The sequence below is a fragment of the Saccharothrix deserti genome (assembly GCF_009769385.1).
Taxonomy (GTDB): Bacteria; Actinomycetota; Actinomycetes; order Mycobacteriales; family Pseudonocardiaceae; genus Actinosynnema; species Actinosynnema deserti.
The window spans coordinates 107,695-133,605 of sequence record NZ_ML775962.1; the positions used below are offsets into that span (position 1 = coordinate 107,695).

Consider the following 25,911-nt stretch of genomic DNA (forward strand, 5'->3'; position numbering starts at 1 on the left):
GTGTGCCGCCACCTGGGTTACCTGGGCCCCGCCGTGCCCGTCGCCTCGCTGGTGCACGACCCGCCGAACTCGCTGGTCCGGCAGTCGTACGCGCCGACGGACATGCGCGGCGGCGGCACGATCAACGTGGACGGCTACGGCGTGGGCTGGTACCCCGCGCCGGGCGGTCCGGCGTTGCGCTACCGCCGTGCGGGCACGATCTGGTCGGACGACAACCTGGTCGCGTTGAGCCGGGTCACGGTGTCCGGCGCGGTGCTGGCCGCCGTTCGGTCGGCGACGGTCGGCATGCCGGTGGTGGACACGGCTTGCGCGCCGTTCACCGACGGGCAGTGGCTGTTCAGCCACAACGGGCGTATCGCGGACTGGCCGGAGTCCGTGGTGGACGTGGCCAAGACGCTGCCGGTGTCGACGTTGCTGACCCTGGACGCGCCGACCGACTCGTCCCTGCTGTGGGCGTTGGTCCGGTCCCGTCTCGCGGCGGGCGGGGCACCGGCCGCCGTGATCGCCGACGTGGTGTCCGAAGTGGCCGCAGTCGCGCCCGGATCGCGGCTGAACCTGTTGCTCACCAACGGAACCGTGCTCGTCGGCACGACGTGGACCCACTCGCTGTGGGTGCGCTCCGGTGACGGCGCGGTGGTGTTGGCTTCCGAGCCGCTCGACGACGACCCGCGCTGGCGGGAGGTGCCCGACGGGCACGTCGTCACGGCCGATGTGTCTGCTGTGGACGTTCAACGGATTGGACGAGGATGACCGAGCCTGTGCTGGACGTGCACCTGACCCCCGAGGACGCGGCGATCGCGCTGCGCGCCGAGGCGAGGGCTGGGCTCACCGCGCGCTCGAAGTGGGTGTCGCCGAAGTGGTTCTACGACGCGGTCGGCAGCGACCTGTTCGAGGAGATCACCCGGCTGCCGGAGTACTACCCGACCCGCGCGGAGCGGGAGATCCTGGTGGCGCGGGCCGCCGAGATCGCCGCTCTCACGAACGCGCACGCGTTGGTGGAGCTGGGGTCGGGGTCGTCGGAGAAGACGCGGCTGCTGTTGAGCGCGTTGCGTGACCACGGCACGTTGAACGAGTTCGTGCCGTTGGACGTGTCGCCGTCGGCGTTGACCGAGGCGGCGAAGGCGATCATGGCCGACTACCCGGGCCTGCGGGTGCACGGGGTGGTCGGCGACTTCACCGAGCACCTCGGCCTGCTGCCCGGCGCGCCGCCGCGGGTGGTGGCGTTCCTGGGCGGCACGATCGGCAACCTCATCCCCGAGGAGCGCGACAAGTTCTTCGCTTCGGTGCGGGACGTGCTGGACGCGGGGGAGTGGCTGTTGCTGGGCACGGATCTGGTCAAAGACCCTGCCGTCCTGGTCCGCGCGTACGACGACGCGCAGGGCGTGACCGCCGAGTTCAACCGCAACGTCCTCCGCGTCATGAACCGCGAGCTGGACGCCGACTTCGACCCGGACGACTTCGAGCACGTCGCGCTGTGGAACGCCGAGGAGGAGTGGATCGAGATGCGCCTGCGCGCGCTCCGCCCGGTCAAGGCCCACGTAGCCGCCCTCGCCCTGGACGTGGAGTTCACCGAGGGCGAGGAACTCCGCACCGAGGTGTCCGCGAAGTTCCGCCGCGAAGGCGTAGCCCGCGAACTGACGGCGGCAGGCTTCGAACCCCACCGCTGGTGGACCGACTCCGAATCCCGCTTCGCCCTGACCCTGGCCCGAGCCCGCCCTTAACCCTCACCCAAACGCGCGAGAGTCCTACGTTCAGAACGCGTGTGTCCAACACTCAGAACGCGTGTGTCCTACGTTCGGGCACCCCGAGTTGAACACTCGGGCCCGTCGAGCCGGTTCTGAACGTTGAATTCGGGTGTCCTGAACGTAGGACACACCTGCCGCGAACGTAGGACTCTCGCGACGTGAACGTAGGACTCTCGCGCTAGTGGGTGAGGGGGCGGATGCGGGACGGGTGTTCCAGGACGTCGGTGCTGTCGATGTACTGGTCGACGGCACCGACCAGGGGGAGGGCGGCTACTTCGGGAGTCGTGATCGCGGCACGGAGGGCGGCGGTGAAGCGGTCCGCGCGCAGGACCCGGAACGGGCGGTCGTGGTACGGGCGGGTGGTCGGGTCCACCGGGTCGGCCAGGCCGAGCGAGTTGCACTGGGCGGCGATCAGCTCGTACGCCTCGGCCAGGTGGTCCTCCCGCTCGTGCCAGTCGGTCGCCGCCAACACGGCCCGCAGCACCGGCACCAGGTCGGTGTACCGGGCGAACGCCGTCCCCAGCCACTTCCCGTACGGCGGGTAACGGCGGTCCAGCAGCAGCCGCAACCGCATCAGGTCACGGGTCAACCGAGCCGCGACGACGGCCGAACCCAGCTCGTCCCCGACCTCACCGCACCGCCCGACGAACGCCTCCTCCTGCGAGATCCGCAACCACTGGCACGCCAGCACGTGCCGCCACACGTCGTCCGGGTACCAGCGCAACGCCTCCCGCGCCGCCACCAGCACACCGAGCCCGTCGTGGAACACCGCGCCCGCCGTCGTCTCCGCCAACCGCTGCGTCGGCGCGCTCAACCAATCCCGCACGGTCACGCCCGCACGCGGGTCGAAACCCAGGTGCCGCTCGAACCACGTGCCCGGATCGGTGACGTCCACCCGGTGGTGCACCGGCCCGTCGGTGTGCGCCATGCGCCGGACGTCGCCGTCATCGGTGCCGACGAAGTGCGTGGGATACCCGAGGAACGCCTTGGGCAGGTGCTCGGCGAGCGCGGCCCGGATGTCGTCGGCACGGGTGTCGTCCGGGTCGAGGAACAGTTGCAGCCGCGGCCCCCATTCGTGGTCGGCGGACCGTTCGGTGTCGTAGCCCAACACCTCGGAACCGGCGCCGATCCGGGCCGCGCTGTGCGGCACCTCGCCGAAGTGCGTCCTGACCAGCGGCTCGACCGCCTCCCGGTAGAAGCGTTCCGCCAACACCAGGCCTGGCAAGAACCGTTCGTCGGACACGAATCCTCCGTATGCAGGGTGTTGCCGGACACGAACGAGTGAAAGCCTCGCGCGATGGCGTCGCGGTGTCACTGAGGGGCGACGCCGAGTGAACCGAGGGAGCGCTACCCAATGCAACTCCGTCACAAAGCGCTGGTTCTCGCGCTGGCCATGGGCACAGTGGTGTCCGGCCTCGCGGGAACCGGTCCCGCCGCCGCCCAGGAAGCGCAGCGGGAAGCTCGGGGCGCCACCCCGATCGAGTGGTCGACCTGCGCGGCCGACGTGCTCGCCGAGATCCCGGCCGCACAGCGCGACAAGGTCAGCTGCGCCAACCACCCGGTGCCGCTGGACCACAGCAAGCCGAACGGCGCCAAGATCACCGTCGCGCTGATGAAGCGCCCGGCCGAGGACCAGGCCAACAAGATCGGCTCGCTGTTCATCAACCCGGGCGGTCCCGGCGGCGCGGGCCTGATCTACTCCGCGTACGGCAGCTCGTTCTTCCAGCCCGAGATCATGAAGCGGTTCGACCTGATCGGGTTCGACCCGCGCGGCGTCGGCCGCAGCTCGCCGTTGCGCTGCTTCAAGACCCTCGAAGAGGCCAACGAGATCTTCGGCCGCATGGCCGCGATCCCGGTCACCCGCACCGAGATCCGCGACACCATGGACGCGACCGTGGACTACACGGACGCGTGCGCGCGCAACGCGGGCCCGCTGCTGAACCACATGTCCACCGAGGCCGTGGCACGTGACCTCGACCTGCTGCGGCAGGGCGTAGGCGACCGCCAGCTGACCTTCGTGGGCTTCTCCTACGGCACGCTGCTCGGCGCGACCTACGCCAACATCTTCCCGTCGAAGTCCCGTGCCCTGGTGCTGGACGGCAACGTCGACCCGGCGCTGCGCACGTCCAACGGCGCGGAGTACGACCGGCAGCGCGCGCAGGGCTTCGAGCTGGCCCTGGACGCGTTCCTGAAGCGCTGCGACGCCGACGGCGACAAGTGCGCGTACAGCGACGGCGACCCGCGGGCGAAGTTCGACGAGGTGCGCGACCACCTGCGCACCCAGTCGATCACGCTGCCGTCCGGCGAGGTCGTGACCTACGCCGGCTATATCGGCCAGGTCACCAGCGACCTGTACGCGCCGACCCGCTTCAAGGCGCTGGCCGCGTGGCTGCAGAGCGCCTACGCGGTGCTGCACCCGACCGCCACCACGTTGTCGGTGGAGGAACAGCAGCAGGCGCAGGCCGAGTTGCCGCCGCTGGCGAACAAGCACGGTCTGGCGGACATCCGGGCCGGGCTCGTGGGCGACACCGAGTACCTGTTCGACGACTCGTACTACGGCGTGAACTGCACCGACAAGCCGTTCCTGCGGATTCCGCAGCTGTTCCCGGTGCTGGCCTCGAAGTGGGAGCGGGAATCGCCCACGTTCGGCCGCCAGCAGGCCGCGTCCGACCTGCTCACGTGCGCGACCTGGCCGGTGCCGCACCCGGACCGCTGGGCCGGTCCGTGGAACAAGCGGACGCCGAACCCGGTCGTCGTGGTGGGCAACTACTACGACCCGGCCACGCAGTACGAGTTCTCCAAGCGCATGGCCCGTCAGTTGGGCAACGCGCGACTGATCAGCGTGGACTCGTTCGGGCACTGCATCCTCGGTGACAGCGCCGGCGCTGACACCGCGGTGACCGACTACCTGGTCAACCTCAAGGCCCCGGCGGACGGTCAGGTGTTCCAGCCGAACGCCCAGCCGTTCTAGTGGTTCCGGGTGCGGCCGTCGCGAAGGCGACGGCCGCACCCGCCAGGACCACCAACTCCACCGGCCGCGCGTCCAGCAGGCTCGGCGTGCCCCACTCCCGCCAGTCCGGCAGCAAGGAGTACATCCCTTCCGGGCTCTCGGCGGGCATGGCGACGAACCAGGCGGCGGCCAGGTACACGGCAGCGGTGAGCATCATGATCGGGCTCCGGCGCCGCCACGACCACACTCCCAGCCCGACCGCGACCACCAACGCCGCGAACAACTCGTCGTAGTCGACGAACGAGTGCGCGACGGCGGTCGAGTTCATCTGGTAGGCGGTCAGGGTCGTGTAGTAGCCGTAGGGAAGACCTTCCAGCACCGGTTCCGGCCACTGCGGCGTGGTCCACTCGTCGAGGATCGACCACGCCACCAGGCCGACGCCTGCCATCAGCAGCGGGTACCACGCGCCGGGGCGGCGGGCGTTCAGGTCGTAGGCCGCCAGCACCGCCGCGACGAGCAGCAACGTCAGCGCGCCGTAGTGCCACAGCGACCCGAGCAGCCCGGCGATCGCGACCACGTGCCACGGCCGCACGCGATCCAACCTCGCGTAGGCGAGCACGGCACCGGCGACGATCACCAGCTCCGGGTGGAGCTGTGTGTCGTATGCGGTCTTCAGCATCCCGAACTCGTCCCGGGACACCCACTGCATGCCTTCCTCGAAGGGCACCGGCAGGAGGTACCAGACGGTGGTCAGGTACCCCAGCGCCGTCACGGCCACGGTGAAGCTGCGTGCCCGCCAAGCCCAGAACCCGAGGCCGATCACGACCGCCAGCCCGATCAGGAACCGCCACGTCTGGAATGCGGCCGACCCGACCACCAGGAACGTCCCGTTCGCCAACCCGCCGGCCACCGCGAACGCGAACGAGGTCGATCCGGTCACCAGCAACGGGAACCAGACGCCGGGTTTCTCCGCGTGCACCTCACGTGCGCGCAGCAGCAGTCCGGCTATCACCAGCGAGGCGGTGGCTTCGGTCGGCGGGCCGTTCTCCCACAACGGGATGACCAGCCCGACCAACACCGGTAACGCCCACAAGACCCGCGACCAAACGGCTTTCGACCGCACAACTGCCCCCATAAGGGCGCAACCTTAGCGGCCCTCCCAGGATCAACGCCTGGCTGCCGTCCTCGGACTTCAGGGCTGGCTCTGACGGTCCTAATAGGACTCGACCTGTTCGGCGCGCTGATCCTGGGGTGGACGCGCGGACGTGAGGGACACCGGGTCGGCGCCCCTCACGTCCGTGCGGTCGGAGCTACTTCGGGGGCGGCGGGACCAGGCAGGTCACCGGCGTCGACTGGTTGCCCGACGCGTCCACGCCGTAGACGAGGGCGTCGCCGTTGAGCGTGATGCGCCAGTCGATGTCACCGACACCGGGCTTCTGGTTCGGCGTCGTGCCGGGCGCCTGCACCAGCTTGATCTCGGTGCCGCTCGGGAACCCGCCGAACACGGCCGGGCTCGCCGAGTCCGCGACGAAGACCTGCGGGTTCGGGTCGACCGCGTCGGTCGCGGCCAGGACGAAGAAACCGTCCTCGTTGTCGGCGGGCGGGATCGTGCCGCCGGCCGGGTTGTTGGTGGGCGCGCACGTCACGACCGGGGGAGTGGTGTCCACCCAGTCCTTCAGCACGTCGTCGCACACCAGGTGGCCTGCGGCGTGCGTGAAGCAGCCGCGGATCGAGTCCGTGCCGAGGCCCGCGAGGCCCTGGGTGGCCGGGTAGGTGAAGTCGGCCGTGCCCGCGGCGGAGGTGTCCGCGCCACCGGCCGCGCCCGCGTTCGGGCCGTTCAGGACGGAGAAGGCGACCGCCGTGTCCGGCACCGGGTCACCGAAGTCGTCGGTGACGGTGGCGGTCACGGTGTGCGTCTGGCCGGGCGTGCCCAGCTCGTTGACCTCGTGCTCGGGCTCCACGTCGATGGCCGCGGCGCACCCGCGCACGTTCACCGTCGGGTTGTCGAACGCCACCACGTGACCCTCGGCGTCGGTGTAGGCGACCGACGGGTTGACCGCCAGTGCGCCGCCACCGGCGGCCGGGAGGTGGGTCGCGGTGAACGTCAGCGTCACCGATTCGGTGCCCAGCTTGTCGATGGTCCAGGTGAGCTGGTTGCCCGCCTGGTTGACGACGCCCTTGGACACCGCCGCGCCGCTGACCGAGAACTGCGGCGCCACCGTGTCGACCACGGTCACGCCGGTCGCCGCGGGCACCACGATGGCCGCGCCGATCGCCTCGAAGACCTCCTGCAAGTCGCCCGCGCCGGGGGCGAAGAAGTAGTGCGTCCCGTCCGGGTCCGTGGTCCAGTCCTTGATCTCGGCCTCGTTGACCGAGCCGAGGCCGATGCCGAAGATCTCGGTGCCGGCCGCGCGTGCCGCCGCCGCGTCGCCGCTCGCGTCGCCGCCGGCGGTCGTCTCGCCGTCGGTCATGATGACCATCTTCTTGGCGTTGCCGGGCAACGAGCCGGCGAGCTGCGCCTGGCCGGTGGAGATGGCGTCGGAGTGGTTCGTGCTGCCGTTGGCGACCAGCGCGTCGATGGCGGCCTTGACCGCGTTCGCGTCGGACGTGAGCGGCGTGTCCACCGAGGCGGAGGAAGCGAAGCTGACCACGCCCAGCCGGCTGCCGTTGGCCACGACGCCGTTCAGCGAGCCGTCGGTGGCCTCGTCGATGATGTCGACGAACGCCTTGGCGGCCACCTTCAGCGCGTCGATCGGCTGGCCCTGCATGCTGCCGGACCGGTCGAGGACCAGTTCGATGTCCACCGGGTTGCCGGCGATGCCGTTCTCGGCGTCGAGCGTCACGGTGACCGGGACCGAGCCGCCGCAGGCGATGTCCGTCGCGCCGAGCGTTTTGGAACCGGTCACCGTCCCGCCCGCGGCCGAGGCCGCGGGGGTGGTGGCGAGTGGGGCGGCGAGTGCGGCCAGCAGGACCGCGGTCACGCCGAAAGCCCGTCTTCGAGTGTTCTTGTGCATTCGGTGTCGCACCTCCTCGTGCGTGCCGACATAACGTGAATTCCACCCTGGAATCACGTTTGCACATTCCGGCGAAGCCGGGTTTGTCAGTCCCCGAACAGGCGTGGACCAGGAACGATCCGCCCAATGACGGTTCCGTGCGAGTCGGGTGGCGTCGGCAGGGTGAGATTAATGGCAGCGAGGGTGAACGCCCAATATGTTCACCCGGACGGCCTATGGGGGAATTCGTGGTCGTTCCGGGGTGGTAGATCGTTACATTAGTCGATTGAATTGTGACGGCAAAGCGCCGGGTGAAGCGGTTTGTGGCACGTTTGTACTAATGACGTCGGCGCGGGACGCACTCTCAGTGGTCCAGTTGCGGCCCGAACAGCGCGTGCGGCTGGAATACTCCGCGTCGTGGCGCGAATCGAACTCGTCCTGGGCGACATCACCGAGCAGCACGTCGACGTCGTGGTGAACGCCGCGAACTCGTCCCTGCTGGGCGGCGGCGGTGTCGACGGCGCCATCCACCGCAAGGGCGGCCCGGACATCCTCGCGGAATGCCGCAAGCTCCGAGCGGGTCACTACGGACGTGGCCTCAAGACCGGCCAGGCGGTGGCCACGACCGCCGGCCGCCCGCCCGCGACCGGCTGAGAGGCCGGGCCGGGACCGGGGGTCAACACGGTCGCTCTGAAATGCGGCGGGCTCTACGCTCGCGCCATGACGGTCGCTCCGACGTGCGGCGGGCTCTACCCTTGCGCCATGACGGTCGAATTCCAGTGGCCCTACGTCCCGCCGGATGGCTGGACGGCGGCTGATCTCGATCACATCAGCGCGGACGGCCCCAACGGCGAACTCGACGTGCTCAAGCACATCGAGTTGATCGACGGAGAACTCATCGTCATGAGCCCGCAGACCGAGTTCCACCGCCGAGTCGTGCAGCGCTTGTGTGACGAACTCGATCGGCAGGCTCCGGAACCTCTCACCGCGACTCGCGAGATGGATGTCGTGCTTGCCCCACGGCAGCGACCGTGCCCGGACGTGTCGGTCGTGACGAAAGCGGCGGCGGCCGATCTCGATCGCACGTACTACGAGCCGGCTGATGTGGTTCTCGTAGTGGAAGTGGTGTCGAAGTCCTCGGAGATCCGCGACCGCGAGACCAAGCCGAGGCGGTACGCGCAGGGCGGCATCAAGCACTTCTGGCGGATCGAGAACAGCGACGGGCAGCCGGTGGTCTACGTGTACGAACTCGACCCGGCCACGACCACCTACGCGTTGACCGGAATTTTCCACGACCGGCTCAAGACCGGTGTTCCGTTCCCCGTGGACATCGCCCTCGACGCGCTGGTCCGGTAACGACGGAAGGGCCGCCCACCCGGAGGTGGACGGCCCTTCACGCGCGATGACTAGCTGCGGACCATCTTGCGCAGCACGTACTGCATGATGCCGCCGTTGCGGTAGTAGTCGGCCTCACCGGGGGTGTCGATGCGGACCACCGCGTCGAACTCCACCTTCGAGCCGTCCTCCTTCGTCGCCACCACGTGCACCGTGCGTGGCGTCTCGCCGTCGTTCAGCGCGGTGATGCCGGTGAAGTCGTAGGTCTCCGTGCCGTTCAGACCCAGCTCCGCGGCGGACGAGCCGTCGGGGAACTGCAGCGGCAGGACGCCCATGCCGATCAGGTTCGACCGGTGGATGCGCTCGAACGACTCGGCGATCACGGCGCGCACGCCGAGCAGCGAGGTGCCCTTCGCGGCCCAGTCGCGGGACGAACCGGAGCCGTACTCCTTGCCCGCCAGCACGACCAGCGGCACGCCCGCCGACGCGTACGCCTCGGACGCGTCGTAGATCGTGGTCTGAGGCGCGCCCTCCTCCAGGAAGTTCCGGGTGAACCCGCCCTGCACGTCGTCCAGCAGCAGGTTGCGCAGCCGGATGTTGGCGAACGTGCCCCGGATCATCACCTCGTGGTTGCCGCGGCGCGAGCCGTACGAGTTGAAGTCCTTGCGGTCGACACCGTGCTCGGTCAGGTACTTGCCCGCGGGCGAGTCGGCCTTGATCGAACCGGCCGGCGAGATGTGGTCGGTGGTGACCGAGTCGCCGAGCAGCGCCAGCACGCGCGCGCCGCTGATCTCCGTCACCGGAGCCGGCTCCATCTGCATGCCCTCGAAGTACGGGGGCTTGCGCACGTAGGTGGACTGCGCGTCCCACTCGAACGTCTTGCCGGTCGGCGTGGGCAGCGACTGCCAGCGCTGGTCACCGGCGAACACGTCGGCGTAGCCCTTGGAGAAGCCCTCCGGGGAGATCGACGACGCGACGACCTCGGAGATCTCCTGCGGCGACGGCCAGATGTCGGCCAGGTACACCGGCTGACCCTGCTGGTCGACGCCCAGCGGCTCGGTGGTGATGTCCTTGTCCATCGAACCGGCCAGCGCGTACGCCACCACCAGCGGCGGGGACGCGAGGTAGTTCATCTTGATGTCCGGGTTGATCCGGCCCTCGAAGTTCCGGTTGCCCGACAGCACCGACACCGCGGCGAGGTCGCCGTGGCCGATGCCCGCCGAGATCTCGTCCTGCAACGGGCCCGAGTTGCCGATGCACGTGGTGCAGCCGTAGCCGACCAGGTGGAAGCCCAGCTTCTCCAGGTACGGCAGCAGCCCGGCGCGCTCGTAGTAGTCCATGACGACCTTGGAGCCGGGCGCGAGCGTGGTCTTGACCCACGGCTTGCGCTCCAGGCCCTTCTCCACGGCCTTCTTCGCCAGCAGCGCCGCGCCGAGCATCACCGACGGGTTGGACGTGTTCGTGCACGACGTGATCGCGGCGATCGCCACGGCGCCGTGGTCCAGCTCGAACTCCGCGCCGTCCAGGGTGACCTTGACCGGGTTGGACGGCCGGCCCTCGCTGCCCTCGGCGGCGGAGGCGAACACGCGCGGCTTGCCGTCGCCGTTCTCCGGGTGGCCGTAGGCCGGGGCGTCACTGGCCGGGAACGACTCGTCGGACGCCTCGTCCACCGGGGAGGTGCTGGTGGGCTCGGTGTGCGAGACGTAGGCGCCCAGCGCCTGGCGGAACGCCTCCTTGGCGTTGGTCAGCTCGATGCGGTCCTGCGGGCGCTTCGGCCCGGCGATCGACGGCACGATCGTCGACAGGTCCAGCTCCAGCGTCTCCGAGTACACCGGCTCGACCGCCGGGTCGTGCCACAGGCCCTGCTCCTTGGCGTAGGCCTCGACCAGCGCCAGCTGCTCGGCGGAACGGCCGGTCAGCTTCAGGTAGTCGATGGTCTCGCCGTCGATCGGGAAGATCGCGCAGGTGGAGCCGAACTCGGGGCTCATGTTGCCGATGGTGGCGCGGTTGGCCAGCGGCACCGCGCCGACGCCCGAGCCGTAGAACTCGACGAACTTGCCGACCACGCCGTGCTTGCGCAGCATCTCGGTGATCGTCAGCACCAGGTCGGTCGCGGTCGCGCCGGCGGGCAGCTCGCCGTGCAGCTTGAAGCCCACCACGCGCGGGATCAGCATGGACACCGGCTGGCCGAGCATCGCGGCCTCGGCCTCGATGCCGCCGACGCCCCAGCCCAGCACGCCGATGCCGTTGACCATGGTGGTGTGGCTGTCGGTGCCGACCAGCGTGTCCGGGTACGCCTGCCCGTTGCGCACCATGACCACGCGGGCCAGGTGCTCGATGTTCACCTGGTGCACGATGCCGGTGCCCGGCGGGACGACCTTGAACTCGTCGAACGCGGTCTGGCCCCAGCGCAGGAACTGGTAGCGCTCCTTGTTGCGCTCGTACTCCAGGTCCACGTTCAGCTCGAACGCGTCCGGCCGGCCGAAGATGTCGGCGATCACCGAGTGGTCGATGACCAGCTCGGCGGGCGCCAGCGGGTTGACCTTCGTCGGGTCGCCGCCGAGCTGGGTGACCGCCTCGCGCATGGTGGCCAGGTCGACCACGCACGGCACACCGGTGAAGTCCTGCATCACCACCCGGGCGGGCGTGAACTGGATCTCGGTGTTCGGCTCGGACGACGGGTCCCAGCTGCCCAGCGCGCGCACGTGGTCGGCGGTGATGTTCGCGCCGTCCTCGGTCCGCAGCAGGTTTTCGAGCAGGATCTTCAAGCTGTACGGCAGACGCTCGGCGCCGTCGACGGCGCTCAGTCGGAACACCTCGTACGAGGCGTCGCCGACGGTGAGCGTCCCGCGGGCGCCGAAGCTGTCTTTGCTGGGTGCAGTCACGTGAAACTCCATCTGGTGACGCGCGAAGTCGGTTGGGGAACTTCTGCTGAGTCTTCCGCACCGGGTGGCGCGGCGCCCTCTCGCCCCAAACAGTACGCGCGTCCTGTATTCGGCTTCAAGTCGGCCCTACCTTGATCCGGGCATCATCACACCCGTGGTGCGTCTTGATCGAATCGGCAAGCGCTACGGCCGCGGTCCCTGGGTGCTCCGCGACGTCTCGCTCGCGGTGGAGCCAGGTGAGGTGGTCGTGCTGCGCGGCGGCAACGGCTCCGGCAAGTCGACGCTCCTGCGCATCGCGGCGGGCGTGACGGCGCCGTCCAGCGGCCGGGTCAGCCGTGGTCCGTCGGTCGGGTACGTGCCGGAGCGGTTCCCGACCGGGGTGAAGCTGTCCGCGCGCGACTACCTGCGCCACCTCGCCGCCGTGCGGGGCGTGCCGGTGCGGTGGGAGCTGGTGGAGGCGCTCGGGTTCGTCGGCGACCCGTCCGCGCCCATGGCCACCCTGTCGAAGGGCAACACGCAGAAGGTCGCGCTGGCCCAGGCGCTGCACGCGACCGACCTGCTGGTCCTGGACGAGCCGTGGTCCGGGCTCGACGCCGCCGCGGCCGGGGTGCTGGGCGGGCTGGTGGCGTCGTCGGAGGCCGCTGTCGTGCTGACCGACCACCACGGGCACGACGTGCCGGGTGCGCGTGAGGTGGCGCTCGGCGCGGTGCGGTCGGGTGGCGTGGTGATCGAACTGGACCGGGTGGGGGAGGCGTTCACGCTGATCAGCTCGTTGGAAGGGGTGTTCGCGGCACACGAGGTCGGTGGCGGGGCGCGGGTCGAGGTGCGGGCCGGGTTCAGCGACGGCGTGCTGGCCGAGGCGCTGCGGCTGGGCTGCTCGGTGCGGAGCGTGCGGTCGTGACGTCGTTGGTGCGGTACCTGCTGGTGGACGTGCTGCGCACCCAGCGCTGGCTGCCGCCGTTGCTGCTGTACGTGGCCGTGCTCGGGATGCTCTACGCCTCCGACGCCGGGCCGCCGCTGCCCGCGTACGCCGGGACGTGCGTGCTGGTCTACCCGGTGTCGGTGTGGCTGACGGTGGTGATCGCGACCGCCGAGGACCCGGTCCGCCGGACGATCACGGTGGTCACGGCGGGAGGCTGGGCACGCGCCCAGGCGGCGGTGACCGCGCTGTCGGTGCTCGCGGCGCTGGGCCTCGCCCTGGTCGCCGCGCTGGTGCCGGTGGTGACGCAATCGCGCCCGTACCCGCCGGCCACGGTGGCGGAGGGGTTCGTGGCGCTGGCGGTGTGCGCGCTGGTCGGCGTGGGTGTCGGCGTGCTGTGCGGCCGTCCGGTGATCACGCAGGCCGGCTGGTCCGTGCTCGCCGCGACCGCGCTGGTCGTGCTGGTGTTCCTGTTCGGCCGCACCCCGCCCGTGGGCAACGTGCTGTGGTCGCTGTCCCACGACGACGGCGTCACGTCCGCGTTGACGATCTCCGGCGTGCTCGCGGTGCTGTTCGTGGTCGGCGCGACCTGGCTCGGGACAGCGGTCGGCCCCCGCCGCGGGTAGTGCGTCGCGACGGGGGCCGACCGGTGGAGCGACAGCGGGTTACTTGATGGCCTTGATGAGCTCGTCGATGTCCGTCGGCTCCAGACCGCGCATCAGCGTCAGGGACAGCTCGCTGTAGGTGCGGAACGGGCTGACGTACCACTTGCCGTCGACCTCGGTGGCGACCACGCCGATGCCGTCCTTCAGCACCTGCGCGCCGATCCGGGCGATCACGTCGACCGCCGCCGGCGGGATGTCGCTGCCGCCCTGCTGCTCGACCAGCTGCGTGATCTCGTCCGCGCACAGCCGCTGCGTCTCGCCCTTGGCGCTGGCGTTGTAGCAGTCGCCGTCGCGGCTGATCTCGACCTGCTCGCCCTCGGCCTCGATCACCAGCTTCCGGATCGTCAGCAGGGAACCGCCGGTGACGTCCTTGGCGTCGGTCTCCAGCTCGATCAGCTTCCCGCCCGTCGCGGGCACCCGGCCGATCTGCTCGAGGATCACCGGGCCGACGTCCTGGAGCACGCCCATCTCGTCCGGGGGCAGCAGCGCGATGACGCCCTTGATGTCACCGGCGAGCGCCTTCTCCACCATCTGCTTCGCGGCGTCGTTGCCCGAGCCGGCGCCGGCCGGCGCGATGCCCTGGGCGGGCCACTTCAGGTCTTCTTCCTCCAGCGCGGCGTTCGCGATGGTGTAGAAGAGGCTCGGGTACCAGTCGTCGCCGACCTTGATGGTGGCGATGCCGAACGGCTTGCCCTTGCGCTCGGTCTTCACCTCGGCGAAGTCGATCGTCTCGGTCTGCGGGCCCTTGGTCGCCTCGGCGCCCATCGCGTCGACCAGCTTGTCGGTCAACGGGATGTCCTTGACGTCCGAGGTGATCGTGATCTTGCCCTCGACCACCTTGTTGATCGTCAGGCGGTCGTTGACCTTCTCCGCGGCGGCGTCGTCGAACTTGATGCCCTCGGCCTTGAACTGCACGCCGGTGAGCTTGTTCGGGTCGGCGTCCGGCTTCAGGATCTCCAGCCGCTTGGCCTCGCTGACGGTGGCCTCGGTGTAGTCCTTGCTGAGCTTGGCCTCGGCGGGCGCCAGGCCGTTCATGATGCCGAGGACGTCACCGCTGCCCAGCGCGTTGAGCAGGTTGTTCGCCGCGGTGGACGGGCTTTCGGAGCCGGCGGCGACGTCGTCGGAGCTGCGCAGCGCCCACACCGTGGCGACCGTGCCCGCGGCCAGCGCGAGGACGGCGACGATCGCGGTGATGACGAGGCCGGTGCGCTTCTTCTTCGGCGGCTCGCCACCCGCGTAGCCTTGCGGCGCCTGGCCGTAGGGCTGCTGGCCGAACTCCTGCTGGTAGCCCGGCTGCTGGGGCTGCGCGAAGCCCTGCGGACCGGTCTGCGGGTAACCCTGCTGCGGCTGGGGGCCGGTCTGCGGGTAGCCGCCCTGCTGGGGGTAGCCGCCCGGCTGCTGGCCCTGCTGGGGAAAGCCGCCCGGCTGACCCTGCTGCGGGTAGCCCCCCTGCTGCGGCTGGCCGTACGGGTTGTTCTGCGGTGGCCATTCGCCTCCGCCGCCACCTGGGTACGTCACGGTGCTCCTCCTGGAGTGCTGATCGCTGTGCGGGTTCTCGCGGTGAGCACGGTGATCGCCCCTGCGACCCCCAGCACAGCACCACCGAGTGTGACTACCGGTCCGATCACGCTGATCCCGACCAGTGCCGCCTCGTTGCCCCCTTGGACGGCGGCAAGTGCCGCCACCGTTCCCGCAATCGTGCCAAAAATAAGGGCGAGGCAAGCGGCGATTCGCCGAAATCGCACCGCCCACAGGACCACACAGCACACCGCCAATGGGGTGAGTCCCACCCAAACACCGCGCACGACCTCGCCCGACACGCCGTCCAACCCGGCGAAACCACGCAGAGCGAGCACTTCGTAACTGGTCCTCGTGACGCTGCCGGACCGCAGCCAGGGCAGGAACGTGCCCACCACCGCTGTGATCAAGCCGATAACTCCGAGCACCGCGCCCGTCCGTCGTCTGACTGTCGGCTCCGCCGACGGTGTCCCGCGCATTCCGCCATGCTCGCAGGCGTGTGGGACGGTGGGGGCATGAGTGCACGGGACGTGATGGCCGTCGCGCGGCGGATCACCGCGCTCACCGGCGCCGGGGTGTCCGTCGAGTCGGGGGTGGTGCGGTTCGGGTTCGACGCGTCGTCGTTCCTGACATCGGCGGAGGTGCGGCGGGAGGCTTGGGAGTCCTGGCTGGGCGATTCCTTGTGGACGGCCGCGCCGAACGCCGCGCACCGCGCGCTGGCCGGGTTGGCGCGGGCCGGGCGGGTGCGGTCGCTGTTGACGCAGAACGTGGACGGGCTGCACCAGCGGGCCGGGTCGTCGGTGGTGGAGCTGCACGGGTCGATGTCGCGCTTCGTGTGCGTGGCGTGCGGTGCCACCGGTGCGATGAGCGAGGCTTTGGCACGGGTGCGCGGCGGTGATTCGCCGCCGGATTGCCTGGTGTGCGGCGGGATTCTCCGACCGGCGACGATCGCGTTCGGTGAGCCGTTGGCGCCCGATGTGTTGCGCGCGGCCCGCATGGCGGCGTTGGACTGCGACGTGATGTTGGTGGCCGGGACGTCGCTCACGGTCGAGCCGGCGGCGCAGCTGGTGCCGTTGGCGGCGAGGGCGGGCGCGTCGGTGGTGATCTGCAACCTGGACCCGACGCCGTACGACTCGCTGGCGGCCGCCGTGGTGCGCGAGCCGGCCGGTTCGGCGTTGCCGGAGCTGGCGGCGGTGCCCGTGGTGGCGACCGGCCCGGTCCGCACGTGGGGCGACCCCAGCACCTGGTGACCACAGGTGACCCCAGCACCTGGTGACCACAGCACCTGGTGACCACAGCACCTGGTGATCACCCGTTCGCGCAGCTCAACCATCCTCTCGTGATCAGCCGCCGGTGGCAGCATCGACGGCGTGGGAGAGCAGCAGTCACCGATCAACATCCGCGGCGCGGTGGTGGTGCCGCGGCTGGCGCAGGAGCTGGAGGTGCGCTGGCGGGCGGACCAGTTCAGCGCGGCCGAGGAGGGCCACGGCTGGCGCTTCCGCCCGAAGGGCGAGCACGTGGTGTGCCTGGCCGACCGGGAGTTCCGGCTCGACAACATCCACTTCCACCGGCCGAGCGAGCACTGGGTCGACGGTCGGGCGCGTGGTGCGGAGATGCACGCCGTCCACGTGCGGGCGGACGACGTCCTGCGGGCGTGCGTGGTCGCGGTGTTCGTCGACCTCGGTGAGCCCGGCGCGTCGAACTCGAAGCCGCCGAGCGGCATCGACCTGCCCGCCCTCCTCCCGGACGGCGGCTTCCACCGCTACGAGGGCTCCCTGACCACGGGCGAGTTCGACGAGGTCGTGAGCTGGGTGGTCATGAAGGAGCCGGTCCAGGTGGAGGACCCGGCCCTGCGCGCCTTCGTCCGGGCCCACGCCGACCGCGCCCGCCCCGTGCAGCCGGTGAACCGGAGGTTCGTCCTCTCGACCGGGTGACGTGGCGCTAGCCGGAATCGAGCCCTGTTCAATAAAGTCAACCCGTATGCGCGTACCCCTGACCGTCGCCGATTTCCTCTACCGGGCGGAGCAGGTCTTCGCCGACACGACGGCCACCGTCGACGAGCCCGAACAGCCCGCCGCGCCCGTGCCGACCACCACCTACGGCCAGTTCGCCACCCGCGTCCGCGCCTGGCAGGCCGGGTTCGACGCGCTCGGCCTCGCCGAGGGCGAACGGGTCGCCGTGGTCAGCCACAACTCGGCCCGGCTGCTCGAACTGCTGCACGCCGTGCCCGCCACCGGCCGCATCGCGGTCCCGGTCAACTTCCGGCTGCGCCCCGACGAGGTGTCCTACATCGTCGAGCACAGCGGCGCGTCGGTCCTCCTCGTGGACCCCGAGCTGGACCTCGACGGGGTCACCGCCCGCCACCGGTTCGTGCTCGGCGAGCAGACCGAGTCGGAGCTGATGCGCTTCGACACCGAACCCCGCCCCTGGAGCGAGCCGGACGAGGACGCGACCGCCACCATCAACTACACCTCCGGCACGACAGCCCGACCCAAGGGCGTCCAGATGACCCACCGCAACATCTGGATCAACGCGGTCACGTTCGCCATGCACGCCCGCGCCTGGGAGCGGGACGTCTACATGCACGTCCTGCCGATGTTCCACTGCAACGGCTGGGGCATGCCGTTCGGCCTCGCCGGGCTGGGCGTGCCGCAGGTCGTGCTGCGCAAGGTCGACGGCACCGAGATCCTCAACCGGGTCCGCGACCACGGCGTCACGCTGATGTGCGGCGCCCCGGCGGTCTGGAACGCCGTGCTCGACGCCGCCCAGGAGTGGGACGGCGAGATCCCCGGCCGTGACCGGGTCCGCATCATCTGCGCGGGCGCGCCGCCGCCCAGCCGCACCACCGCCCGCGTCGGCGAGGAGCTGGGCTGGGAATTCCTCCAGCTCTACGGCCTGACCGAGACGTCACCGCTGCTCACGTTCAACCGCTCACGGCCGGGCGACGACGCGCTGTCGCCGGACGAGCGGGCGCGGAAGCTGTCGCGGGCGGGCGCGCCGGGGCTGGGCGTGCGGCTGAAGGTGTCCGAGAGCGGCGAGGTGCTGGCCCGCGGGAACGTCGTCATGGCCGGCTACTGGGAGAACCCCGAGGCGAGCGCCGAGGCGTTGGAGGGCGGCTGGTTCCACACCGGCGACGGCGGCGTGCTGGACGACGAGGGCCACCTCACGATCTCCGACCGCAAGAAGGACGTGATCATCACCGGCGGCGAGAACGTGTCGTCCATCGAGGTGGAGGACGCCCTGTTCAACCACCCCGCGGTGGCCGAGGCGGCGGTCATCGGGGTGCCGCACGACAAGTGGGGCGAAACGGTCAAGGCGCTGGTCGTGGTGGCCGAGGGCGCGGAGGTGACCGAGGCGGAGCTGATCGCGCACTGCAAGGCCCGGCTCGCCGGCTACAAGGCGCCGACGTCGGTGGAGTTCCGCGACGCCATCCCGCGCACCGCGACCGGCAAGGTGCAGAAGTTCAAGCTGCGCGAACCGTACTGGTCCGACTTGGAGCGCAAGGTCAACTGACAGGCGGTCACTCCCCGCAACCGACCGTCCTCCCGCTGCGCCTGCTGTGACCCGTGTGGCTGATGTTCACGCCTGGTCGACTGGAGGCGTTGAAGCGGTAGTGGCACAGTCGCTCTCTGTGACGCCATTCGGCGTAACGCGGATAGTCCGAGTGCGCGGGGAGGCGGAGTCGTGACTCGATGGGTGATTTCGACCGTGGTCGCGCTGACCGCCGTCCTGGGCGTGACGGGCACCGCGCTCGCCGCGCCGCCACCGCCGCCCAACCCCGACGACGCCGAGATCAGCGCCGGTCGGCGGCAGGCCGACGCCAAGGCCGCCCGCGTCGGTGAGCTGACCAGTCAGCTCACCGCAGCCGAGGCACGCCTGCAGGAGCTGACCGACGACGTCGCGTTCAAGATGGAGCTGGCCAACAAGGCGCGGGTCGACCTGGAGACCGCCCGGGACGAGGCGGAGAAGGCGCGCCGGGACGCGGACGCGGCGAAGGTCGAGGCCGACGCCGCCGGTCGGGCCGTCGAGGACACGCGCGTGCAGCTGGACGAGTTCGCCGCCGCCAGCTTCCGGCAGGGCAGCGTCATCGGCTCCGTCGCCGCCTACTTCGGCGCGTCCAGCCCGGAGGACCTGCTGGCCCGCGCGCAGCTGCTGGAGGCCGTCGGCGAAGCCGGTCTCGACGCGCTGGACGACGTCGAGCGCAGTCGGAGCGAGCAGGCGAACAAGGACTCCGCCGCCCGCGCCGCCCTCGATCTGGCCAACCAGAAGCAGGCCGCCGCCGACCGGGCCAAGCAGGACGCCGACGCGGCGCAGGCCACCGCCGTGCAGGCCCAGCAGGGCCAGGCCGCCGCCGCGCGGAGCATCCAGGACGACAAGGCTCGCGTGGAGGGTGAGCTCGCCCAGGCGTTGAACGCGGTCGAGGGCCTGGAGGGTCAGCGCGTCCAGTACCACAAGTGGCTGGACGACAAGCGCCGTGAGGACGAGGAAGCCGGACGCCAGGCGGCACTGGCCGCGGCGGCGCCGAAACCGCAGGCTCCCCGTCCGCAACCCGTGGTGGCGCCGAACAGCGGCGGCGTGGAGACCGTCATCGCCCGTGCCATGCGGCAGCTGGGCGTGCGGTACTCGTGGGGCGGCGGCAACTACAACGGCCCGACCCTCGGCATCCGCGACTGGGGCGTCGGCGACGCGCACGGCGACTACTACAACGTCGGCTTCGACTGCTCGGGGTTGATGATGTACGCGTTCGCGGGTGTCGGCGTGTACCTGCCGCACTACAGCGGCTACCAGTACAACGTCGGCCGCAAGGTGCCGCTGGTCCAGGCGCAGCGCGGCGACATGCTGTTCTGGGGTCCGGGCGGCGGCACCCACGTGGCCCTGTACCTCGGCGGCGGCATGATGATCGAGGCGCCGTACTCCGGTTCGTCCGTCCGCATCGCCCCGGTCCGGTACGGCGGGATCATGCCGTACGCCACGCGCGTGCTGTAGCGCTGACGCCGCGTCCGCCGCCGGCCGGCTCAACCTCGATCGCCCACCGGTTCCAGGCGCAGCGCCCGGACTTCCTCGCGCAGTGCCTTGATCTCGTCCAGCAGGCGGTCGTCGGGCGGGCTCGCCGGCGCGGGCGCCTCGGACTCCATCGCGCTGCACACCACCGCGATGAACAGGTTCAGCATGGTGAACGTGCCGACCAGCAGGTAGACCAGGAAGAAGACCCAGGCCAACGGCTGGGTCGCCATCAGGTCCCGCATCACGTCCGACCAGCCGTCGCCGGTGGTGATCTGGAACAGGGTCAGGATGGTCGACCCGAGGTCGTCGAACCGGGGATCGCCGCTCGCGCGGAACAGGTTGATCGCGACCACGCTGCCGACGTACAGCATCAGCACGAGCAGACCGGACAGCGACAGCAGGCCGGGGATCGACTTCACCAGCGCGGCCACCACGCGGCGCATGCTCGGCACCATCGAGACCAGCCGCAGCACGCGCAGGATGCGCAGCGACCGGATCACCGACAGCGGCCCGGCGGCGGGCAGCAGGGAGATGCTCACGACGACGAAGTCGAAGCAGTTCCACGGGTCGCGGAAGAACCGGAGGCGGTGCGCGTAGAGCCGCGCGACCAGTTCCGCGACGAAGATCGCCAGGGCGGCGCGGTCCAGCGCGGTGAACAGGTCGCCGTAGGACGCGACCAGTGCCGTCGACGTCTCGCAGCCGAGGGCGATCGCGTTGACCACGATCACCGCGATGATCATCCGCTGGAAGCGCCTGCCGTCCACCACATCGCGGACGCGATCGCGCAAAGCCATGCCGAACTCCTCCAACACGCGTCGGGGATCTTGCTCGATCGAGCACCCGCCCATCGGCGTGCCGCGCATACGGCTTGAGTCGATTCACCTGGTCGAGCGGAAGAACTCCGATTTCGCGCGGGTGTAGTCGTCGTAATCGGCGTCGTCGGCGTGTGTTTCGGCCGCGCGGGCTTTAGCGGCCTCGTACGCGTTCCGCACGGCCGGGTCGGCGCGCAGCCGGTCGCGGAATCGGACCGTTGCTTCGGGCCAAGGGCTGCCGAACCGCCGCACGTGCAGGATCGCGGGCTCGACCGGATCGGGGCGGACGTAGAGCCGTTTCCGGTAGAGGTCGGGTGCGATCGCCGGGTCGGTGTGCCAATCGCGGTCCACGCCGGGGGAATCCGGGCGGGCGCCCTTCGCGGCGCGGAAACCCAATGCGGCCACCGCGTGGTCGAACGCCGAGTCGTGGTCCGGCAACGCGGTCACGCCGAGTTGGAGGTCGATGAAACGCTTGGCGCGCAAGCCGGGCACGGCGGTCGAGCCGATGTGGTCGTAGTTCCACGGCTGCTCGGGGAAACAGCCGCGCAGCCGGTCGAGCAGTCGTCGCGCGGCGACGGGCAGGCGGGGGTCGTGGTCTTCCAGGACCGGCGGTGTGCGCGGTGGCGGGTCGATGCCCGCGAACCGACGGGCGAAGGGCGCGATCCGGTCGGACCACAGCGCGTCGACTCGAGGCAGGGCCAGCACGACGTCCGCGCGTTCGTGCTCGACGTCCGACACGACGAGCGCGGCGGGTCCGGGCCGGTCGAGCACGGTCACCAGCCCGGTCACGTCCAGTTCGCGCAACCGGTCGGCGATGGCCGGCCCGGACACCACTTCGACGCGCAGTCGATGATCGCTCATGGGTCCATGATGGCGCGGGCCCCGGAGGTCCGGGACCCGCGCACCGCGTCAGCGGTCCATCAGGGCGAACACGCCCCAGCCCAGGTATTCACGCTGGTAGCGCGCGTACCTGGCCGGTTCGGTGTCGAGTTCGGCGCGCATGGTCGGCGCCAGCTCGTCGTCCGGGTTCCCGTCCAGCCAGCGGCGGGTGTTGAGCCACTGCGCCGCGGCGTAGCGGTCCCAGCTGTCCTGATCGGCCAGCACCATCTCCACCACGTCGCAGCCCAGCTCGCCGAACTGCTCGATCAGCTCGGGCAGCGGCAGGAACTCGTCCCGGCTGGTCGCGTGGCTGCCTTCGACGGCCGCCTGATCCGGCGGGTCGAGCCGCCAGAACGGGTGGCCGATCAGCAGCAGACCGCCGGGACGCAGGCTGCGCCGCAGCAGGTCGACCGTGCCCGGCACGCCGTCGCCGATCCACGCCGCGCCGATGCACGCCGCGATGTCCACCGGCTCGTCCGCGACGTGACCCGACGCGTCGGCGTGCACGAACTCGATCCGGTCGGCCACGCCCAACTCGGCGGCACGGGCCTTCGCGGAGGCGAGGAACGTCGCGCTGAGGTCGACGCCCGTGCCGGTCAACCCGTGATCACGGGCCCACGTGCACAGCATCTCGCCCGAGCCGCAGGCCAGGTCGAGCAGCTGCGAGCCGGGTGTCAGGCGCAGTGCCCCGCCGAGGACGGCCAGCTTGGCGTCGTCGAGCGGGTTGTGGATGCGGTGGCCGCTCTCGCGGATGGTGAAGCTACGGGGTATGTCCACTTCCGGTTGTCCTCACGTCCAAGGGAAAGGTCTGCGTGAACGGCCGCTCGGCGGCCGTGACCCGGACGGACATCAAATGCACCTCTTCGACGTCGGGAGGACAGAACGCGGCCGAGGGTAGGCACGCTCCGGACGCGTCGTCCACCGGTTTTCGTCGCGTCTCAATTGGCCTGCCCATTGTGGACCGCGGGTGGATATGTCCCCCTATTGGGTGCAACCCCAGGAATTCGCCCCCAGAAATGAGGCGGTGTCGTCCTGATCACCTGAATGCGCGGCGTGGATTCGGTAGCGTTTGAGGCCTGAGGGAGGAAGTCAAGTCCAGGGGGGACCATGACGGCCGGCCGTTTGATGCTCGCTGACGGGGAATTGAGTTACGAAAGACGTGGCGATGGGCCACCGGTCGTGCTGCTGCACGGCGGCGGGCTCGCGCGCCTCCGTGCCACCACCGATGTGGACGACGCGGCGGAGTGCCTGCTCCGGATGTGGGTCGACGGTCCTGAGTGGTCACCGGGGGAGGTCGACCCGGCGGTGCGCGAGCTGTGCCGCGGGTTGATCGTCGGCGACCTCGACTCGTCGGACATCCACGTGGTGGCCGATCTGGTGCACGGGTCCGCGCCGCGTGCGGAGAAGGTCGTCGTCGAGGGCGCGGGTCACCTGGTGAACCTCGACCGGCCGGACGAGTTCGACCAGGCCCTGCTGCGGTTCCTCAGCGCGTCGCGATGAACGGCGGCTTCCACCAGGCGGTGCTCGAACGGGCCGACGCCGCCGTGCTGGTGGTCGATCCGAGCGACCTGGGCGTCCGGTGGGCGTCCCCGGCGGCCCGGCGGTTGTTCGGCGGCGCGTCCGGCCTGCTGCCCGATCTGGTGGCGACCGGTGACGCGGCGGCGATCGGCACGTTCCTCCAGGCGGCGGGCCGCACGGGCGCGTCGCGCTGCACGTGCGCGGTGCCCGTGGAGGGTTCCGCGCACCGGCGGGTCGACCTGGTCGCCCGCGACCTGAGCACGGACCCGGACGTGCGCGGTCTGGTGGTGGTGGCGCTCGACGTCACCGGGTGGGCGGAGACGGCGGACGAGTTGGGCAGCCGGCTCAACACGGACGCGTTGACGGGCCTGGCGAACCGCGCCGGGTTCCTGCCCCGGCTGGAGCAGGCGGTGCGCGGCGCGCCGGGGCCGGTGCTGGTGTTCCTCGACCTCGACCAGTTCAAGGAGGTCAACGACCGCTACGGCCACGCCGCCGGTGACCACGTGCTGCGCCTGGTGGCGTCCCGGCTCGCCGCCGTCGTGGCCGGTCGCGGCACGGCGGCGCGGCTCGGTGGTGACGAGTTCGTCGTGCTGCTCGACGAACTGGACCAACAGCAGGCGATCGCCGCCGCACGGGAGATCCTGGCCGTCATCGCCACGCCGGTGACGTTGGACGAGGGCGTGATCCGGGTGTCGGTGTCGGCGGGCATCACGTTCGTGCGGCCGGGTCACGGCGCGGAAGACCTGCTGCACCAGGCGGATGTCGCGATGTACCGGGCGAAGACGATCGGCACCGTGGGCGTGGCCGTCTACCACGAGGACCTGGAGGACTGGGCGCTGGCGCGCAAGCACCAGGTCGACCGGCTCGCGGAACGGCTGGAGGAGCTGCACGCGGAGAACCGGGCGCTGGCCGAGGCGGCGACCATCGACCAGCGGACCGGCCTGCCGAACCCGGCGACGTTCGACGCCGACCACGCCCGCCGCAACCGGGTCGGCGAGCCGTACAGCCTGCTGCTGGTCGACATCGACCGCTTCCACACCTACAACACGCTGTACCGCTACCTGGCCGGGCACGAGACGTTGCGCCGGGTCGGCCAGGCGATCAACCGCACCGCCCGGTCGGCCGACCGGGTGTACCGGTACGGGGGCGAGGAGTTCACCGTGCTGATGCCGAACACGCGGCTGGAAGGTGCGATGGCGTTGGGGGAGCGGATCAGGCAGGCGGTGGAACGGCTCGGCGTCGAGCACCGGGGCAACGCCGGCGGGGTGGTCACGGTGTCGATCGGAGCGGTGGAGGTCCTGCCCGGCGCTTCGGTCATCGACGCGGTGGAGGAGGCCAGCGTGGCGGTCCTGGAGGCCAAGGACGCCGGCCGCAACCGGGTGGCCGGTCGGCGGACCGGCGCGTGACTCCGGTGACAGTCCTGAACAGGATTGCCGCTCTGCGCAAACACCTCGCCACCGGACCTGGTCGGCAGACCGCCGTGCTCACCACCGCAGTTCGGCCGGGAACTGGTGGTCACGCTGGACAGCGCGCCCACGATGTCCAGCATGATCCGGGTCATTCGTTCCGCTCCGGCGGAGTACCCCACCACTCCGGAGAACCCGGCGGCGGCTCAACCCCCAGCGGCTGGTCGACCGGCGGGTGCGGGCCCGGCACGGACCCGGCCATCGGACGGCCTTGTCGCGGCGCAAACCAGACGCGGACGTCGTAGCTGAACAGGTTGACCAGGACCAGCACGCACAACGCGATGTTGACGACGTTGGTGACCACCCCGGACGCGACCGCGATCACCCCGCTGACGACACCGAACAACTCGACGACCGCCACCGGGACGCGCGCCCAGGAAATCCCCCGGGTCAGCAGGATGGCGCCGCCGAGCAGCACAATGCCGATCACCACCGACACCCACCCGAGGATGTACAGCTCCGGCGCTTCTCGGTTGTGCTCGGTCTCCTCAGCGGCGAGGGCCAGTACCAGGGCTCCTCCGCCAACGTTGAACACCGTCTGGACGTACAGGATGATGATCGCGGTCCAGAGCTGCCGCGGGCGTTTCGCAGGGACGTAGGTAGTCATATGGGCCTCCTCGCCAGCACCGGCACCGTCCGCGCGGTCGTGCTCATCGTGTCCCTGGGCCTGGTGACCGGATCCGTGCCCGGCATGAACCTGCCGGCGCGCGAGCCGTCGACCACGGCCGTGACGACGTCGAGCACCGCCCGGTGACCGGGCACGAGCCCGCCGCATCGGACGCAAGGTCCTGATCCGCACCGACGCCGCCGGCTGCACCCACGAGTTCGTGGAATGGCTGCACGCGAGGAAGTCGGGCTACTCGCTCGGGTTCACCCTGTCCGACGACGCGGTCGAACGCCTCGCCGGAATCCCCGCGCGGGCGTGGACTCCCGCCTACGACGACGAGGTCCCCCCCGCAACGGCGCGTGGGTGGCCGAGGCCACCGGCGCTCGCATCGCCCGCCGTCCGGGGGCATCACCGTGCGCAGGATCGCCGGCGTGGCCGGTTCTGAGGGGGCGGGGATCCTGCACTGGATCCCCGCTACCCGACCACCCGGCCACTCGTTCACTCGTTCACTCGTTCACCCGCATGGAGCACCGCCGAGTCGCCCAGGCGCGCGAATGGATACTCACAGTAGATTAATTCGCGGGCTTTACCTGAACGTGATCACGCAGGGTTACG

23 protein-coding genes and 1 pseudogene are annotated in these 25,911 nt (G+C 70.5%); 14 read left to right on the forward strand and 10 right to left on the reverse strand.

Annotation, left to right across the window (positions count from 1 at the left end):
- The gene (gene egtC, locus FM051_RS07485) at positions 1–750 is read left to right on the forward strand and encodes an ergothioneine biosynthesis protein EgtC (RefSeq protein ID WP_158842082.1); all 750 of its coding nucleotides are present in this window, start codon (positions 1–3) and stop codon (positions 748–750) included.
- The gene (gene egtD / locus FM051_RS07490) at positions 747–1,721 is read left to right on the forward strand and encodes an L-histidine N(alpha)-methyltransferase (RefSeq protein WP_158842084.1); all 975 of its coding nucleotides are present in this window, start codon (positions 747–749) and stop codon (positions 1,719–1,721) included. Before egtC ends, egtD begins: the two co-directional genes overlap by 4 nt.
- Positions 1,722–1,923: 202 nt before the next feature.
- On the opposite strand, the gene FM051_RS07495 is transcribed toward egtD, so the two are convergent.
- Positions 1,924–2,988: a DUF4037 domain-containing protein gene (locus FM051_RS07495; RefSeq protein WP_158842086.1), complete on the reverse strand. Its 1,065-nt coding sequence runs from the start codon at positions 2,986–2,988 to the stop codon at positions 1,924–1,926.
- A gap of 111 nt (positions 2,989–3,099) precedes the next feature.
- On the opposite strand from FM051_RS07495, the gene FM051_RS07500 reads away from it, so the two are divergent.
- The gene (locus FM051_RS07500; RefSeq protein ID WP_158842088.1) at positions 3,100–4,716 is read left to right on the forward strand and encodes an alpha/beta hydrolase; all 1,617 of its coding nucleotides are present in this window, start codon (positions 3,100–3,102) and stop codon (positions 4,714–4,716) included.
- Here the strand turns inward: FM051_RS07500 and FM051_RS07505 are convergent.
- Both FM051_RS07505 and FM051_RS07510 read right to left on the reverse strand, forming a co-directional pair.
- Entirely contained in the window at positions 4,664–5,830 is a 1,167-nt protein-coding gene (locus tag FM051_RS07505) for a hypothetical protein (RefSeq protein WP_158842090.1), read from the reverse strand. The two genes, FM051_RS07500 and FM051_RS07505, sit on opposite strands and share 53 nt — an antisense overlap.
- Before the next feature lie 175 nt (positions 5,831–6,005).
- Positions 6,006–7,709, reverse strand: coding sequence for a VWA domain-containing protein (locus tag FM051_RS07510; RefSeq protein WP_158842092.1), 1,704 nt, complete (start codon positions 7,707–7,709; stop codon positions 6,006–6,008).
- 396 nt (positions 7,710–8,105) lie between these two features.
- Here FM051_RS07510 and FM051_RS07515 point away from each other — a divergent pair.
- A pseudogene (locus FM051_RS07515) lies at positions 8,106–8,333 on the forward strand (macro domain-containing protein); the annotation flags it as partial.
- A gap of 117 nt (positions 8,334–8,450) precedes the next feature.
- A complete protein-coding gene (locus FM051_RS07520) occupies positions 8,451–9,044 on the forward strand; it encodes a Uma2 family endonuclease (protein WP_158842094.1) in 594 nt (197 codons plus the stop codon).
- Between the two features lie 50 nt (positions 9,045–9,094).
- Here the strand turns inward: FM051_RS07520 and FM051_RS07525 are convergent, their stop codons facing one another.
- Positions 9,095–11,908 (reverse strand): aconitate hydratase, encoded by a 2,814-nt coding sequence (locus tag FM051_RS07525; protein WP_158842096.1) that lies wholly within the window; start codon positions 11,906–11,908, stop codon positions 9,095–9,097.
- A gap of 154 nt (positions 11,909–12,062) precedes the next feature.
- Between FM051_RS07525 and FM051_RS07530 the strand changes: the two genes are divergently transcribed.
- Together FM051_RS07530 and FM051_RS07535 are read left to right on the forward strand one after the other, a co-directional pair.
- On the forward strand, positions 12,063–12,809 hold the full coding sequence (locus FM051_RS07530; RefSeq protein WP_338019461.1) for an ABC transporter ATP-binding protein: 747 nt from the start codon (positions 12,063–12,065) through the stop codon (positions 12,807–12,809).
- Entirely contained in the window at positions 12,806–13,453 is a 648-nt protein-coding gene (locus tag FM051_RS07535) for a hypothetical protein (protein ID WP_158842098.1), read from the forward strand. The genes FM051_RS07530 and FM051_RS07535 overlap by 4 nt, the downstream gene beginning before the upstream one ends.
- Positions 13,454–13,492: 39 nt before the next feature.
- Here the strand turns inward: FM051_RS07535 and FM051_RS07540 are convergent, their stop codons facing one another.
- Positions 13,493–15,010 (reverse strand): proline-rich domain-containing protein, encoded by a 1,518-nt coding sequence (locus tag FM051_RS07540; RefSeq protein ID WP_158842100.1) that lies wholly within the window; start codon positions 15,008–15,010, stop codon positions 13,493–13,495.
- On the reverse strand, positions 15,007–15,405 hold the full coding sequence (locus FM051_RS07545) for a hypothetical protein (RefSeq protein ID WP_158842102.1): 399 nt from the start codon (positions 15,403–15,405) through the stop codon (positions 15,007–15,009). The genes FM051_RS07540 and FM051_RS07545 overlap by 4 nt, the downstream gene beginning before the upstream one ends.
- Positions 15,406–15,525: 120 nt before the next feature.
- On the opposite strand from FM051_RS07545, the gene FM051_RS07550 reads away from it, so the two are divergent.
- The 4 genes from FM051_RS07550 (at position 15,526) to FM051_RS07565 (ending at position 19,996) form a co-directional block, all read left to right on the forward strand.
- A complete protein-coding gene (locus tag FM051_RS07550; RefSeq protein ID WP_202918728.1) occupies positions 15,526–16,260 on the forward strand; it encodes an SIR2 family NAD-dependent protein deacylase in 735 nt (244 codons plus the stop codon).
- Between the two features lie 120 nt (positions 16,261–16,380).
- The gene (locus FM051_RS07555; RefSeq protein WP_158842104.1) at positions 16,381–16,944 is read left to right on the forward strand and encodes a carbonic anhydrase family protein; all 564 of its coding nucleotides are present in this window, start codon (positions 16,381–16,383) and stop codon (positions 16,942–16,944) included.
- A 46-nt stretch (positions 16,945–16,990) separates the two neighbouring features.
- Positions 16,991–18,523 carry an AMP-binding protein gene (locus tag FM051_RS07560; protein WP_158842106.1) on the forward strand — a complete coding sequence of 511 codons (1,533 nt, stop codon included), beginning with the start codon at positions 16,991–16,993 and terminating at the stop codon, positions 18,521–18,523.
- A gap of 171 nt (positions 18,524–18,694) precedes the next feature.
- Positions 18,695–19,996 carry an NlpC/P60 family protein gene (locus FM051_RS07565; RefSeq protein ID WP_158842108.1) on the forward strand — a complete coding sequence of 434 codons (1,302 nt, stop codon included), beginning with the start codon at positions 18,695–18,697 and terminating at the stop codon, positions 19,994–19,996.
- 29 nt (positions 19,997–20,025) lie between these two features.
- Here the strand turns inward: FM051_RS07565 and FM051_RS07570 are convergent, their stop codons facing one another.
- From FM051_RS07570 to FM051_RS07580, 3 genes are all read right to left on the reverse strand, one after another.
- Positions 20,026–20,808: an ion transporter gene (locus tag FM051_RS07570; protein ID WP_158842110.1), complete on the reverse strand. Its 783-nt coding sequence runs from the start codon at positions 20,806–20,808 to the stop codon at positions 20,026–20,028.
- A gap of 84 nt (positions 20,809–20,892) precedes the next feature.
- Positions 20,893–21,687 carry a GrpB family protein gene (locus tag FM051_RS07575; protein WP_158842112.1) on the reverse strand — a complete coding sequence of 265 codons (795 nt, stop codon included), beginning with the start codon at positions 21,685–21,687 and terminating at the stop codon, positions 20,893–20,895.
- Between the two features lie 48 nt (positions 21,688–21,735).
- Positions 21,736–22,482 (reverse strand): SAM-dependent methyltransferase, encoded by a 747-nt coding sequence (locus tag FM051_RS07580; protein ID WP_158842114.1) that lies wholly within the window; start codon positions 22,480–22,482, stop codon positions 21,736–21,738.
- A 402-nt stretch (positions 22,483–22,884) separates the two neighbouring features.
- Between FM051_RS07580 and FM051_RS07585 the strand changes: the two genes are divergently transcribed.
- Entirely contained in the window at positions 22,885–23,205 is a 321-nt protein-coding gene (locus FM051_RS07585) for an alpha/beta fold hydrolase (RefSeq protein ID WP_238412211.1), read from the forward strand.
- Positions 23,202–24,629, forward strand: coding sequence for a sensor domain-containing diguanylate cyclase (locus FM051_RS07590; protein WP_158842124.1), 1,428 nt, complete (start codon positions 23,202–23,204; stop codon positions 24,627–24,629). Before FM051_RS07585 ends, FM051_RS07590 begins: the two co-directional genes overlap by 4 nt.
- A gap of 151 nt (positions 24,630–24,780) precedes the next feature.
- Here FM051_RS07590 and FM051_RS07595 read toward each other — a convergent pair whose 3' ends face one another.
- Complete coding sequence (locus FM051_RS07595) at positions 24,781–25,296, reverse strand: hypothetical protein (RefSeq protein ID WP_158842126.1); 516 nt, start codon at positions 25,294–25,296, stop codon at positions 24,781–24,783.
- Between FM051_RS07595 and FM051_RS07600 the strand changes: the two genes are divergently transcribed.
- The gene (locus tag FM051_RS07600; protein WP_158842128.1) at positions 25,297–25,443 is read left to right on the forward strand and encodes a hypothetical protein; all 147 of its coding nucleotides are present in this window, start codon (positions 25,297–25,299) and stop codon (positions 25,441–25,443) included.
- Positions 25,444–25,911 lie beyond the last annotated feature (468 nt).

Coding starts and splice junctions, on each gene's coding strand:
- egtD (WP_158842084.1), top strand. CDS start 747: ATGACCGAGCCTGTGCTGGACGTGCACCTGACCCCCGAGGACGCGGCG.
- FM051_RS07500 (WP_158842088.1), top strand. CDS start 3,100: ATGCAACTCCGTCACAAAGCGCTGGTTCTCGCGCTGGCCATGGGCACA.
- FM051_RS07505 (WP_158842090.1), bottom strand. CDS start 5,830: ATGGGGGCAGTTGTGCGGTCGAAAGCCGTTTGGTCGCGGGTCTTGTGG.
- FM051_RS07510 (WP_158842092.1), bottom strand. CDS start 7,709: ATGCACAAGAACACTCGAAGACGGGCTTTCGGCGTGACCGCGGTCCTG.
- FM051_RS07520 (WP_158842094.1), top strand. CDS start 8,451: ATGACGGTCGAATTCCAGTGGCCCTACGTCCCGCCGGATGGCTGGACG.
- FM051_RS07550 (WP_202918728.1), top strand. CDS start 15,526: ATGAGTGCACGGGACGTGATGGCCGTCGCGCGGCGGATCACCGCGCTC.
- FM051_RS07560 (WP_158842106.1), top strand. CDS start 16,991: ATGCGCGTACCCCTGACCGTCGCCGATTTCCTCTACCGGGCGGAGCAG.
- FM051_RS07570 (WP_158842110.1), bottom strand. CDS start 20,808: ATGGCTTTGCGCGATCGCGTCCGCGATGTGGTGGACGGCAGGCGCTTC.
- FM051_RS07575 (WP_158842112.1), bottom strand. CDS start 21,687: ATGAGCGATCATCGACTGCGCGTCGAAGTGGTGTCCGGGCCGGCCATC.
- FM051_RS07590 (WP_158842124.1), top strand. CDS start 23,202: ATGAACGGCGGCTTCCACCAGGCGGTGCTCGAACGGGCCGACGCCGCC.
- FM051_RS07595 (WP_158842126.1), bottom strand. CDS start 25,296: ATGACTACCTACGTCCCTGCGAAACGCCCGCGGCAGCTCTGGACCGCG.
- FM051_RS07600 (WP_158842128.1), top strand. CDS start 25,297: ATGGGCCTCCTCGCCAGCACCGGCACCGTCCGCGCGGTCGTGCTCATC.